At 67.1% G+C, this 12,812-nt stretch carries 10 protein-coding genes; 3 read left to right on the top strand and 7 right to left on the bottom strand.

What is annotated here, in order from left to right; translation table 11 throughout:
* Positions 1-76 precede the first annotated feature (76 nt).
* The gene (locus AC1D02_RS11825) at positions 77-1,234 is read right to left on the bottom strand and encodes a TIGR03088 family PEP-CTERM/XrtA system glycosyltransferase (protein ID WP_477316967.1); all 1,158 of its coding nucleotides are present in this window, start codon (positions 1,232-1,234) and stop codon (positions 77-79) included.
* Positions 1,235-1,486: 252 nt separating this feature from the next.
* Between AC1D02_RS11825 and AC1D02_RS11820 the strand changes: the two genes are divergently transcribed.
* From AC1D02_RS11820 to AC1D02_RS11810, 3 genes are all read left to right on the top strand, one after another.
* On the top strand, positions 1,487-2,230 hold the full coding sequence (locus AC1D02_RS11820; protein WP_477316965.1) for an N-acyl amino acid synthase FeeM domain-containing protein: 744 nt from the start codon (positions 1,487-1,489) through the stop codon (positions 2,228-2,230).
* Between the two features lie 10 nt (positions 2,231-2,240).
* Positions 2,241-3,902 carry an FAD-binding oxidoreductase gene (locus AC1D02_RS11815; RefSeq protein WP_477316963.1) on the top strand — a complete coding sequence of 554 codons (1,662 nt, stop codon included), beginning with the start codon at positions 2,241-2,243 and terminating at the stop codon, positions 3,900-3,902.
* A 384-nt stretch (positions 3,903-4,286) separates the two neighbouring features.
* On the top strand, positions 4,287-4,706 hold the full coding sequence (locus AC1D02_RS11810) for a hypothetical protein (protein ID WP_477316961.1): 420 nt from the start codon (positions 4,287-4,289) through the stop codon (positions 4,704-4,706).
* 30 nt (positions 4,707-4,736) lie between these two features.
* Here the strand turns inward: AC1D02_RS11810 and AC1D02_RS11805 are convergent, their stop codons facing one another.
* From AC1D02_RS11805 to AC1D02_RS11780, 6 genes are read right to left on the bottom strand one after another with little or no spacing between them, the layout of a single operon-like run.
* Positions 4,737-5,354, bottom strand: a complete 618-nt coding sequence (locus tag AC1D02_RS11805; protein ID WP_477316959.1) for a phosphatase PAP2 family protein — start codon at positions 5,352-5,354, stop codon at positions 4,737-4,739.
* Positions 5,351-8,572, bottom strand: coding sequence for an HAD-IIIC family phosphatase (locus tag AC1D02_RS11800; protein WP_477316957.1), 3,222 nt, complete (start codon positions 8,570-8,572; stop codon positions 5,351-5,353). Before AC1D02_RS11800 ends, AC1D02_RS11805 begins: the two co-directional genes overlap by 4 nt.
* A complete protein-coding gene (locus tag AC1D02_RS11795; protein ID WP_477316955.1) occupies positions 8,569-9,894 on the bottom strand; it encodes a F390 synthetase-related protein in 1,326 nt (441 codons plus the stop codon). Before AC1D02_RS11795 ends, AC1D02_RS11800 begins: the two co-directional genes overlap by 4 nt.
* Positions 9,881-10,726: an MBL fold metallo-hydrolase gene (locus AC1D02_RS11790; RefSeq protein WP_477316953.1), complete on the bottom strand. Its 846-nt coding sequence runs from the start codon at positions 10,724-10,726 to the stop codon at positions 9,881-9,883. Before AC1D02_RS11790 ends, AC1D02_RS11795 begins: the two co-directional genes overlap by 14 nt.
* Positions 10,723-11,736, bottom strand: a complete 1,014-nt coding sequence (locus AC1D02_RS11785; RefSeq protein WP_477316951.1) for an NAD-dependent epimerase/dehydratase family protein — start codon at positions 11,734-11,736, stop codon at positions 10,723-10,725. Before AC1D02_RS11785 ends, AC1D02_RS11790 begins: the two co-directional genes overlap by 4 nt.
* Positions 11,733-12,728, bottom strand: coding sequence for a 3-oxoacyl-[acyl-carrier-protein] synthase III C-terminal domain-containing protein (locus tag AC1D02_RS11780; protein WP_477316949.1), 996 nt, complete (start codon positions 12,726-12,728; stop codon positions 11,733-11,735). Before AC1D02_RS11780 ends, AC1D02_RS11785 begins: the two co-directional genes overlap by 4 nt.
* Positions 12,729-12,812 lie beyond the last annotated feature (84 nt).

Below are 12,812 nucleotides of genomic sequence, written 5' to 3'. Positions count from 1 at the left end.
TGCTGTTCCAGCACGATGGCAGGCTGCAGGCGCAAGTGCGCGCGACGATCCAGGCGCTGAACAGCGCCGGCGCGCTTCAGGGGCCTTGCCCGAGCAAGGAGTCGTACACGGCGAGATAGCCGCGCGCCATCGCCGGCAGGCTGTGGCGCGCGATCACCTGGCTGCGCGCGCGCATGCCGTGGCGCGCGCCCATCTCGGGAATCCGGCAATAGTCGGCGATCGCGGCGGCCATCAGGTCGGGAGAGCGCGGCGGCACCAGGATGCCGGTGAAGCCCGGATGCACCAGTTCCGCGTTGCCGCCGACGGCGGTCGCCACCACCGGCAAGCCGCTTGCCATCGCTTCGAGGATCGTGTTCGAACTGCCTTCGGCCAGCGAGGGCAGCACGAATACGTCCATGGTGCGCAGCAGCTGCGGGATGTCGGCGCGCGCGCCCGGCAGCCAGGCGCGGTGCGAGGCGCCGGCGCGGGTCAGCATGTCGAGGCATTCGGCGCGCGCCGGGCCGTCGCCGACGATCATCAAGCGCAGGCGCTGGTGCGCCGGGTGCGGCGACGCGATCAGGCGCAGGAAGGCGTCGACCAGGGTCGGGTAGTTCTTCACTTCCGTCATGCGCCCGACGCTGCCGATGACGAACACGTTGTCCTGCATGAAGCCGGCCGGCCCGACCGCCGCGGGCGGGCCGAGGCGCGGATGGAACTGCACGCTGTCGACGCCATTCGAGATCTGCGACACCCGTTCCGGCTCGGCGCCAACGCTGTCGATCAGCCAGTGTTCGAGGTCGGCGCTGACGGCGATGAAGTGGCCGATCAAGGGCCGCAGCATGCGCCGCAGCAGCTGGTACCTGAGGCGCCTGCCATACAGGTCGGCCATGTCGCGTCCGTGCTCGCCGTGCACGCGCTGCTTGACGCCGGCCAGCGCCGCCACCAGCTGGCCCTGGAAGCCGGACAGGTTGCGGGTGTGGATCAGGTCCGGCTGCAGCGCGCGCAAGGTTTTATACATGCGCATGTAGTGCGCCAGGTCGCGGCCGCTGCGCTTGTTCAGGCTGATGATCTCGACCCCGCGCTCCCTGATGTGGGCGTGGTACTGGCTGTAGTCCTTGAGGCAGACGATGGCGTGGCGGTAGCGCTCGGGCGGCATGTGGCGGATCAGGTTGATCAGGCCCGTTTCCAGGCCGCCGACATCGAGCTGGTGCACCAGGTGCACGACCAGCCGGGGTGCTTCGATTGTCGCTGCCATGATCCGCTCCGCTCTGTCATGTTACGCCGCCGTCGCACTGCTGGCTTCGCTACCGGCCGATTATAGGCCCGGGAAAATCGCTGAAAACGCTTACATCGGACGCCATTGATTCGCATCAAGAGTGAACATGTGCATTTGTTCCAAGGCAAACGACCCCGCTTCTGTCCGGAACTCGGCTACGCATGACTCTGTCTGAACCTGACAACAACGATTGCCGCGGGGTGCGCGGCGGACCAACAGGAGGACGACCAGATGATTCATGACGACATGGCGATCGCGAGTTTCGCCGCTCCCGCCAGCTTGCACGCGCTGTGCGCCGGCGACGGCGGCGTCGACGTGCGGCGCGGGCCTGCGCGCGATGCGCAGCACTTCCATATCCGGATGGCCGATTCGGCCCACCGGCGCGCGGCGGCCAGCCTGCTGATTCGCAAAATGTACGGCTGGCGCGGCTACGCATGCGAGGCGGCGCACTTCCACGACACCAACAAGATCACCTTGTACGCCGAGACCGGCGGCGTGGTGGTGGGGACGATGAGCCTGTGCCTCGACAGCGCCATCCTGCTGCCGGCCGACGAGAATTTCCGCGACCGGCTCGACCTGCTGCGCGCGCAAGGCCGGCGCCTGTGCGAGCCTTCGCGCCTCGCCATCGACAAGGGCGTGACCAAGCGCGTGTTCGCCTCGCTGATCCACATCTCCTATATTTATGCGCGCGGCATCCATGGCTACACCGATTACGTCATCGAGGTCAATCCACGCCACGTGATGTTCTACCAGCGCATGCTCGGCTTCCGGGAGGTCGGCGCGGCGCGCGAATGCAGCCGTGTCGGCGCGCCGGCCGTGCTCCTGCGGCTGCCGCTCGAAGAGATGGGCGCGCAAATCCTGCGCTGGGGCGGCAGCATGGAGCAGCACGGCGACGAGCGTTCCTTCTACCCGTATTTTTTCCCGCCGTGCGACGAGCAGGGCATCACCGCCCGCCTGGTCGCCGGCCTCAATTAGGGAGGGTGGCATGGCTGAACAGGACCCGAGGAAGGAGAGTGCGGCATCGCAGCTGCTGCGGGCGATGCGCGCGGTGGTCGGCGAGGCGCATGTGGCTGACGATGGCGCGACGCTGGCCCGCTACGCGCGCAGCACCGCGGGACGCGGCGCGGTGCCGCTGGCGGTGGTGCGGCCAGGCTCGCGCGCGGAGGTGGTGGCGCTGGTCGACCTGGCGCGGCGCTACCGCACGCCGCTGTACCCGGTCAGCACCGGCAAGAACTGGGGCTATGGCGACGCCTGCGCGGTGACCGACGGCCAGGTGGTGCTGGAACTGGCGCGCATGAACCGCATCGTGCAGGTCGACCCGCAGCTCGCCTACGCGGTGATCGAGCCTGGCGTGACGCAGCGGCAGCTGGCGGATTTCCTGCGCGAGCGCGGCATCGGCCTGTGGATCGACTGCACCGGCGCCGGCCCGGACACCAGCTTTCTCGGGAATATCCTCGAGCGCGGCTTCGGCCATTCGCCCTACGGCAACCGGCTCGCCCACATCGCCGGCATGCAGGTGGTGCTGGCCAGCGGCGAGGTGCTCGACACCGGATTCGGGCACTATCCGAATGCGCGCGCGACCCACCTGTTTCCGTACGGCGTGGGCCCGTTCCTCGACGGACTGTTCACTCAGTCCAACTTCGGCGTGGTCACCCGGGTCGGAATCTGGCTGATGCCGAAGGCCGAGTGCATCAACCATTTCATCTGCACGGTGCCGGCGCACGAGGACATCGCCGAAGTGGTCGACGCGCTGCGGCCGCTGCGGCTGGACGGGACGCTGCGCAGCATCGTCCATATCGGGAACGACCTGCGGGTGCTGTCGGGCGGCTGCACCTTCCCGCGCGAGCAGGCCGCCGGCCTGTCGATGTTGCCGGCCGACGTGCGCAGCGCGATGCGCGCACGCGCCGGCGCCGGCGCGTGGACGGTGTCCGGCGCCTTGTATGGCAGCGATCTGCAGGTAGCTGCGGCGCGCGCGGCCCTGAAGAAGGCGCTGCGCGGCACGCCGGCGGCCTCGACGTTTTTGACCGAGCGCACGCTGAAGCACGGCGCATGGATCGCCAGACTGCTTGGCGCGTTCGGCGGTGGCGGGCGTTTGCGCGCGCGGGTCGCATTGGGCAATGCCTTGTTCGCGATGAATCGCGGCGTGCCAAACGGTCGCTTCCTGGCCGGGGCCTACTGGCGCCGGCGTGAGGGACTGCCGATGGACTTCCCGGCCGCGGCGGATCCCGCCGCGGACAACTGCGGCTTGCTGTGGGTTTCACCGGTGCTGCCAATGCGCGGCGCGGACGTGCTGGCGCTGCATGCGCTGGCCGCGCCGATCTTCGCGCACCACAGGTTCGATCTGTTTGCCACTTTCAGCATGGTCAACGAACGCGCGCTGGGCGGCGTGCTGACGGTGGCGTACGACAAGGAAGACCAGGCCGAGGCGGAGCGCGCGCAGCAATGCCATGCCGCGCTGTTCGATGCGGTGATGAGGGCGGGGTACATTCCGTACCGGGTCGGCATCGGGTCGATGGCGGCGCTCGATCCGCATGGGGACGTGTACTGGAAGACGGTCGGCAGGATCAAGCGGGCGCTGGACCCGGATGGGATCATTGCGCCCGGCCGCTACGAGCCGGGATGCAGGGGCCCGGTCCCGCGGACTTGACCCAATTTCCGCAGGCCAGGTCTCGATCTTTTCCGTACGCCGCGGCTGGCCGCGTACACGGCGCCGGACCGCGACCAGGCGCGCGGGGCCGCCTTCGTCGCCGGACTCGGCCACCTTGTACAGGTCGGCGGTGATGGGGTCAAGCGTTGATCGTCACGGAGTGATCTTGATGATGCGCGCGGCGGCCTCATTTCGCGAGTATATGATTTCCCCCATTTCGAGACAGTTTCGTGATGCCGCGCCCACATCCCTTGTTCTGGATGGACGCTGACCTACACTGAAGTACCGCAAGGGTAATGCCGGCCTTGCGGCATCCGACGCCCGCCAAGAGGCTGCTTCGGCGTGACGCCTGTCCAAAGGTTTCTGCTTTGTGGAGGAACGATCATGCGACCACTATCTCTCCTGATTCCCGCGTCCCTGCTCATGCTTGCTATTGGCGCCGGTGCACAGACGCAACCTTACCCACTGCCCGATACGGCCCCCGTCTCGAGCGTGACGGTGACAGCCCCGGCCAAGCGAGTCCGGCTCATGCCTGACGAAGTCAAGCAAATCGCGGGATCCTATGACATGGCGAATGGCTGGCGACTGGAGGTGCGCGGCAAGCCTGAATATATCGATGCGACCATCGACGCCGAAAAGCCGATGCGGCTCAAAGCCGTGTCGAGGAACAAGTTCGTCTCCGGGGACGGCAACGTGATCATGGAATTCAACCAGGGTAGCGGCGACGACATGAAGCTGAGTTATGTGCCCGACCCAAGCAAGCCATCGATGGTGTCGATACCCGCGCAGAAGGCGAAGCGCTGAGCGCTGCGGCGCCGACGGCGCTGCGCGATGTCAGTCCGCCGACGGCAGGGTCCGGCAGATGACGACTGCGAGGAGCAGGCCGCTCGCGATATCCAGCAGGTGATGCTGGTGCACCAGTATGGTCGACACGACGATCGCGGCGAGCCACAGGCCCCACACCGCGCGCTGCGCCCAGCCACGCGCGGCGGATTGGCAACCGAGGATGCACAACGACGCATAGGTCACATGCAGCGACGGCACCAGGTTGTGAGGGCCGTCGGCCCTGAACAGGACACTGAAGACAGTGCGATAGAGCGTGTCGTCTGGAATCGCTCTCTGAAAACCCAGCTGCGCGGGCAACATCAGGAAGATCACGCATCCCGAGACGGTTGCGGCCAGCATGCGCTTGCCGAGCAGCGGCATCTCGGATGCGCGAATGCAAAGCGGCGGCACCATGAATAGCAGGTTGATCGAAAGATATAGCCAGATCCAGCCAGGCAGAAACGGGATGGCTCGTTCACTGTCGAGAAACAGGCTGAACTTCAGCGTTCGTTGGCCGGTCAGCCAGTTGGCCAGCGGATAGAGGATTCCGAAGACCACGAGGTTGATCCCGGCCCAGCGGCCGTAGGCGCTCCAGCGCAGAGAAGCGTTGTCCGTGGTGATTCTCATGCGATTAATCGACTCAACGTGGACGCAAGTTCGCGCAGGGTAGGCCGTGCAAGGAAGTTGTCCAGCCTGATGTCGAAGGAACTGTTATTCGGGCAGTACACGCGTGCAGCCTCCCCGAGCAGCATGACGATCTGAAGCGAATCCATGCCCAGTTCGATCAGGGATTCATCCGGCGTCGCCCCCGCCAGACCGCTTGTGGTGACCGAGCGAGCCAGCGCCATCAGTCCGGTCAGCACGTCGTCAGGCGCCACCGCGACTGCGGCGAGGCCGACGTCACCTGCGGCTGCCTGGATTTGCGCCACATTGCGGCATGTGTTGGCGACAAGGTCGAGTACGCCTGCGGGCAGCCGCGTGGTTGCACCCGCTGCGTCGTCGATTGAATCCTGCATTGCCGCCGCACCGGACACGATCTCTAGCGGCGATGCTTCACGCGCCCGCTGCGCGAGGAGGCGGTAGCGCACGCCAGTCCCGCCGTCTCGCGGCGGCAGGCGCTCGCACACCGACTCCAGGAACAGGCGCGCCGGGGTGTTCCTGGCGGTGTGCACGAAGAGAAACTCGATGCTCGCGCAGCCGGACTGCGCCGCGATGTCGCCAAGCATGGCGAGCACGCGGTGCTCGACGCCGCGCCCGAGCACGCGACAGCTGAGCATCCAGTCGGTGACGAACAGCGCGCCTTCTTGAATGTGCCAACTCACGAGGCCGGTCAGGCCGTAGGCGCCGAAACGATCGGTCACCTCAACGGCCAGGCAGTGGGCATCGGGCGCCAAACCCTGGAAGTGCGCCGGGGCCAGAACTCGCGGCGCAAGGTTGAACTGGCTGGTGCGGCGACTTAACTCCGCCGCACGTTCGTATTGATCGGGCATGAGCGGCACGATACTGACGGTCAGTTGCAGCGACTCGAGGAAATCCTGGAAATCCGCGCTGGCGGCGCGCACGGCATCGCGGCGACTTTCCTGCCGGTACATTTCGGTACGGGCCAGGGGCGCGCCGCGTTTGGGGAGACGATCCAGCCCCCACAGATGATCGAGGAACTCCGGGATCTCGGCCGCGTTCGCCGGGACGCGCACAACCTGGACGCCCGGACAATGTGCCTGCACTTCGGCGCATTCCACGGGGCTGTCGTCCAAAAATACGAAGCTATCCAGGCCGAGCCGCAGTTCGGCGGCCAGCGAGCGAAGGTTGTCCGACTTCGGTTTCCAATTGATGCGGCGCGCAACGATGTGTGCCAGGCCAAGCACCATCGCGTCGTTCCGTTCGAAGACCGCCTCCACGTCGGCCGGCGCGTTGCGGCTGCACAGGCAAACCAGCATCCCGGCATCAACCTGGCGAATCAGCCAGGACTGCAGCGCGCGATGGTGTTCGGTCACTTCGACGCCCGCAGGCCCGACCTCGGCGCAGATGCCTTGCCACAAAGTGTTGTCGCAATCGGCAACGATGACCTTCAACGGCGGCGCAACCGCATCGACGATCGCGCGGGCCAGGGCACTCGCCACCGATGCGTAACGTTCCCGGCTGAAGGGGACATGCCCGAGCATGTCGGCCAGCGGCGCTTCCTCGCTCGAGACGGGATACCATCGGCGCACGCGTTCGTCGTCGAGCATGCAGATACCCTGCATGCCCGTCAACGCCGATTGAACGAAGGCTTGCAGTGACTCAAGGACGCCATCTTCGGATGCGCGTTTCGACAGCGGGGCGAGCCAGACGATAATGGGCGCCTCACATTGCGCGGCGCACCGTTCAAGCGCGGCCAGGAAATCGTCCGCATATTTTGTCAGCCGTTGGCGAAGCGCGTCATCGTCGCCGCGCGGCGCGGATCGGCACGCATCCTCGAGCCGCAGCAGCACGACGTTGACGCCATCCCGGTTCGCGCCGAACGCCGATCGCGGGTCGATCAACTCCTGGAATACCTGGCCGTACGGGGAGAACGCAGGTTCCAGCGACATCTCGAACGTGCGCATCCAGTAGCTCAGGACGCCGGCGATCGGTTCGGCCACGAACGAGGCGGCGATGACGATGCGGCCCCTGCCCGGAGAGGGCGCCGATCGTCGCGCGGGCACGCCGCGTTCCAATTCCGCGCATACTTCGTCGAGCAGTCGCGACAGGCGAGCCTGCGCGCCGCTCGCCGCGGGGCAGGACGCAGCCAGCTCCAGCGCGTGGTCGTGCTGCAGCGTCAAGAGATTCAGGCCGACTCCGGGCGTGTCGAAAGGCAGGAAGCTCACACGTTCGGGCAGCGATCCGTCGTGGGCGAATGATGCGAGCGGCAATCGCGCGAGGTTGGAACTGAGCGCCGTGAAGAAGTGGCGGCCACGCTTCGACTGCCTTGAGTGCATCGCCCCCAGCAGCCGCCCCGTCATGCGCGACGGCAGCCAGCGCAGCGCACCGGCGCCCTGCGCCACGCCAAATTGCTCATGGCGTCCGAGCGCAGCGAGCACCTCGCGCCAACACGCATTCGAGTCCAGGCCGCCCTCGAATGCGAGAACCAGCGGGTTGCTCATATTGGCCGTCGTACGCAAGTTCTCGTCCGCCAGGCGCAGGTCCACTGGAATCATCAGGCGACACGCGCCACCGCTGTCTTTCGCGTTGGCGAGCGCCGCGGCAATGCGCGCAGTCGGCGAGTCCACCCGGCCGCGCACCTGGCGCACCTCGTGCACGAACCCGCTCTCCGTGCCGGCCAACCGCGCCCCCACGGGCGACGGCCAGTCAGCTTTGAAGGCTGGCATCGAACGTCGATGCGGCGACTTCGCAAGGACGCCCCAGTCGTTCACGTCGGCGCGCGACCCGAGCAAAGCCTCGCCGCGCAGCGCCCGGAACAGCTCTTGCGCGAAGTAGATCAGGCCTGCCGCATCCATCAGGGCATGCGCGCAGCGCAGCACCAGGCCGGTTCCTTCCCAGCGCAGCACCTCGATTGGGGGCCCCAGGTCCATCGGCAGCCTGCGTCGCAGCACGGGATGGTGCAGCGAAAACGGCAGGTCGGTCCCGACAGGTATTACGCGCGGCACATCGCCGTAGTCCCACCACCACCGGCCACGCGCCTGCATACGAGCGCCCGGATTGGCCGACGCGGCCTCGGCCAGCGCGCGCGACAGTTCATCGGAAGAGGGCAAGCGCATCATCTCGATCTTCAGCTGGATCGCGAAGGGCGGCAGCTCGGGCTCCATGCACAGGTAGAACCACTCGGTCGGCGTGATCCGCCGCACGCGCATGCCAGGCCGGATCATTGGACAGTCCGCTGGACGCAGCGGATGCGCCGGCGCTTGACGTGGGCATCGGTGCCGGCGAACGCCATGCGCTCGAACTGCGGCGCCATCAAGCCGTGGCGGGCGGCCAGAACCCGCAGCGACGCCGTGAGGGCGGCGAAGGATTCGTCGGCCTCGTCGGCGACGGCGATGCGCCACGCCATCCCGCGCTGCTCGATGCGATAGTCCGGCAGGGCCAAGGGGGTTGCGGTTACCGCCTGGCGCACCATGTCGGGGTAGAGCGGCGCCGGATCGCCACCTTGCGCGCCCGGAAGCCACAGCACGTCGTCGCAACGGCCCTCGATCGCCTCGATTGCGCGGCCAGCGGCGCCGCAGCCGCAGGGCGTACCGCGCATGCGCAGCACGTCGCCCATCCGATAGCGCACGACCAGCTGCGTGGTGCGGGAAAAATCGGTGACGACGGGGACGAAACGGGTCTTCTCGTCGTCCAGCCATTCCGGTTCGACGTGGACGAATTCTTCGTTCAGGTGCATCACGCCGGCGTCGCAGGTGTAGCCGAGGAACCCTTCCGTGCATTGGTACAGCTGGTGAACCGGCATGCCGAACGCTCGTTCGATGCGGGCCCGGTCGTCGGCTTCCAGCACTTCCGCAACGGCGATTACGCGCTGCGGACGGATTGGCAGCGCGCCCTCCAGCGCACGCTGCGCGAGCCGGCCAAGGATACTGGCCGGGGCGACCAGCAGGTCAGGCTGCTGGTCGATCAGCGCGGGCAAGTGGCAGTCCACGCCCTCCAGCAGGTCGTGAAAGCGGAAGTCCACGCGGCGGCTCTTCAACGTCGTGTACAGGTTGCTGTTGGCGCGCAGGAAAAACGCGACCTTCACGGGCCGCACACCGGCCAGCAGGCGCCGCATCAGCCGCTTCGGCAGCGCGCGCGCCATCATGATGCCGGCCCAGCGCGATCGCTCCTCCGGCGACACCAGGAACACCCCGCGCGGACCCTGCGTTCCGCTCGACAGGCCGACCGTCATGCCGCCCAGCAGCGGCAGGAAGTCGCGCGTCGCCTCCGCACTCAGGCCCACCCGTGTCGCGTCTTCGAGGGAAATGCCGGCGGTGTTCATGTCGTCGAAATGGGCGAGCATGGCTGGCTTGTCGACGATGGGTAGCGCCGACAGCGGCTGTCCGGCGTAGCGCCGGTAGAACGGGCTGCGCGGCAGGTGGATGTCGAGGAAGCGCTGCACCTCGCGCTTCTGCCAGGCCTCGAATGCGGCGCGGTCGCGAAAGCGCAGAAGCCAGCGCGTGCGTGCGAGATTGGCGGCGAGGCGCAGCGTATCAGGTAAGCGCATTCGGCCAAGCCTTCCAGGTAAGGTCGCAATGCGATGGCACGATGGCGACGCCGGTATCGCGTGCGGCGAGTGCGCGCAGCTTGCCGAAGGTGGCATGGTACTGGTCGCGGCTGTCGAATATGCGGCTGGCGATCCAGGTGGCAGGCCGATCCTCGTCGATGCTGTCGCGCGTCCAGCAGGCGTCCGCCACCAGGAACACCGGCCGCCCGTCGGCGCGGCAGAACGCGAGACCCAGCTGGCCCGCCGAGTGGCCTGGCAGCGGGATGGCCGCCACGCTGGCGTCGCCGAACAGGTCGAAGCCGCTTTCGAAGGGGTGGAATTCGCGCGGCAGCGCCATGCGCTTCGCGTTCTCCACGAATTCCAGGCGCGCCGGGAAGTTTGCCGGCAAAAGGGCGGGCAGGCAGGCATGGAACAAATTGTTCAAGCGGGAGCGTTTGCGCATTGCGTCGAAGTCGGCACGGGTCGACCAGAAGCGCGCCATTGGAAAATCCTTCAGGCCCGCGATATGGTCGCCGTGGTAGTGCGAAATGATGACGTGCCGGACTTCGTCGGCGGCGATGCCCAGGCGCGCTAGCTGGCGTACGAGCGCCTCTTCCGGCGCGAGCGTGACCGGCGTGATCCAGCGGTATGCGCGTTCGGGGAAGGGGTGCGTCGCATCGAAGAAGTGCTGGCTGTAGCCGGTATCGAACAGGATGACCCCGCGCTGCGGGTGTTCGATCACGCCGCACAGCGCCGGAAAGCGCAGGCTGGACCAGCTTCCGCCGCGCATTGCGACGCATTCGGGGTGCGAGCAGTGTCCGACTTTCAGCAGGTGGAAGCGGATCGGCGTCATGTCGCCTGCCGGTTTGTTTCACGCCACCAGCGGCCGGTGCGGCGGATGCCTTCGTCGAGGCTCACGCCCGGCCGGTATCCAAGCACGGATTGGGCGCGCGACAGGTCGAGCGTTTGCGAGTAAGCGATGGCGCCGAGCGAGTAGCGCGTGAACGGCGGCTCCCAACCCGGCATCAAACGCGCGCCCGCTTCGAGCAGCCGCGCGGCCAGGTCGGCGACGACGTAAGGCCGCGGCCTTGCCTCGAGCGGCATGCCGAATGCCGACGAGATGCGCTCAAACAGGTCGCCCACTTCGATCGGTTCGCCATTCGAGATGTTGAATGCCGGTGACATGCCGGGCGGATTGGCATCCAGCGCGAGCGCGGCTTCGATCGCATCCACCACGTTGTCGACGTAGGTCATGTCGATCAATGCGCGACCGCCGCGCAGCAGGGGCACGCGTTTCAGTTCGATCAGGCGGAGGAGGCGCGGCAGCAGGGCGTTGTCCCAGGGGCCGAATATGGCGCGCGGGCGCAGGATGATCGAATGCGGCAGCGCGGCTGCGAGGATCAGTTCTTCCGCCGCCCGCTTGGTGCGGGCGTAGTCGTTCACGGGCCGCGGCAATGGGCGGTCTTCCCGAACCTGCAGTCGATCGGCAAACTCGAAATAAATGCTGGGACTCGATATGTGCACGAGCCGTGCGACGCCCTGTTCGGCGCAGGCGGCGAGCACCTCTTCGACAGCGGCGACGTTGCTGCGCTCGAAGGATCGGCGCGGTCCCCATGGGGACGCGAGCGCCGCGCAGTGCACGACTGCATCCGCGCCGCGGCAGCAGGCCGCAAGCGCTGCGCCCGATTCGCCGGCGCCGTGATCGAGGGCCGCGAAGTCGACTTCGCCGCCGGTGCGCGACTTGACTGCGGCCGCCTCACGCGCGTTCCTGCCGGTGAACAGGACTCGGTGTCCGCGCCCGGCGAGGCGCCACACGGTATGCCGGCCGAGAAAGCCGGTACCGCCCGTGACCACGATCTTCATACGGTCAGCACCATGCCGCCCATCGTCAGGCCGGCGCCGGTGCCGAGCATCAGGATCGTGTCGCCGCGCCGGAAGCGTTCATTCTGACGTCCCAGGTGCAGGGCGGTGGGAAGCGAGGCGCCCACCTGGTTGCCGTAGTCGGTGAAGACGTCGACCAATTGTTCGCTTGCGATGTTCAGGCGACCGGAAAGATGGCTCAGCGCGAGCTGGCTGGCCTGGTGCGGAACCACGGCCGCCAGGTCTTTCATCCGCACGCCGGCGTCGGCGAGCAGCTTGTCGGTGAAGCCCGGCAGCGCTTCAGCGGCTAGCTTGAACACGGCCTTGCCCTCCATGTGGAAGAGCGCGAGCGCGTCGAAGGACTCGGCGGGCACGCGGCGCGGGTGGTAGCGCGTGCCGCCCGCCGGGACGCGGCAATAGTGGACGCCGGTCGACAGGGTGTCGATCTTCGACGACAGGATGGCCGAAGGCGATCCGTCGCCGGTACGCCGGATGACGGCCGCCGCGGCGCCGTCGCCAAAGATGCCGCACTCGCGCAGCTTGGTCCAGTCGATGCCGAAGGTCGCGATGTCGCAGGACACCAGCAGGATGTTCTTGTAGCGGCCAGCTTCGACGAGGTAGGCCATGGTGTCGAGCGCGACGAGGAACGACAGGCAGCTCGCGTTGATGTCGAGTGTGGTCGTGCGCAGGTCCGACAGGCCCAGTTCCGCATGGATCAGCGCGGCGTTGTAGGGGAGGGCCTGGTCCATCGTGGCGGAAGCGGCGACGAGACAATCGATGTCGCCCCAATCCAGGCCTGCGTCCGCCGTCGCCTCGCGGCAGGCTTGTGCCGCGAGCTGGGCGGCGGTTTCGGTCGTGCACAGGAAACGGCGGCGGACCCCGGTTTGCCGCAGGCTCGTTCCGGGGGCCAGGCCGAGGCGCTCGTCCAGCTGTTCGCCGCTGACTGCCTGCGCCGGCAGGGCCATGCCGGTTCCGGCGATTTCTATCCGTCTCATCGTGGTTGCCTTAGGATCGTTGCTGCGGTCGGTATATTGCCTGAGCGAACGTATCTTAAGGTACTTGCGACGGAATGCAAACGT

It is taken from the genome of Massilia sp. P1_C10 (assembly GCF_056406475.1).
The sequence above is the reverse complement of the archived record's forward strand: the minus strand, read 5'-3'. Positions and strand labels throughout refer to the sequence as shown.

Excerpts from the sequence above, each read along its gene's own strand:
- AC1D02_RS11805 (WP_477316959.1), bottom strand. The coding sequence starts at position 5,354 with ATGAGAATCACCACGGACAACGCTTCTCTGCGCTGGAGCGCCTACGGC.
- AC1D02_RS11785 (WP_477316951.1), bottom strand. The coding sequence starts at position 11,736 with ATGAAGATCGTGGTCACGGGCGGTACCGGCTTTCTCGGCCGGCATACC.
- AC1D02_RS11810 (WP_477316961.1), top strand. The coding sequence starts at position 4,287 with ATGCGACCACTATCTCTCCTGATTCCCGCGTCCCTGCTCATGCTTGCT.
- AC1D02_RS11815 (WP_477316963.1), top strand. The coding sequence starts at position 2,241 with ATGGCTGAACAGGACCCGAGGAAGGAGAGTGCGGCATCGCAGCTGCTG.
- AC1D02_RS11780 (WP_477316949.1), bottom strand. The coding sequence starts at position 12,728 with ATGAGACGGATAGAAATCGCCGGAACCGGCATGGCCCTGCCGGCGCAG.
- AC1D02_RS11820 (WP_477316965.1), top strand. The coding sequence starts at position 1,487 with ATGATTCATGACGACATGGCGATCGCGAGTTTCGCCGCTCCCGCCAGC.
- AC1D02_RS11790 (WP_477316953.1), bottom strand. The coding sequence starts at position 10,726 with ATGACGCCGATCCGCTTCCACCTGCTGAAAGTCGGACACTGCTCGCAC.
- AC1D02_RS11825 (WP_477316967.1), bottom strand. The coding sequence starts at position 1,234 with ATGGCAGCGACAATCGAAGCACCCCGGCTGGTCGTGCACCTGGTGCAC.
- AC1D02_RS11800 (WP_477316957.1), bottom strand. The coding sequence starts at position 8,572 with ATGATCCGGCCTGGCATGCGCGTGCGGCGGATCACGCCGACCGAGTGG.
- AC1D02_RS11795 (WP_477316955.1), bottom strand. The coding sequence starts at position 9,894 with ATGCGCTTACCTGATACGCTGCGCCTCGCCGCCAATCTCGCACGCACG.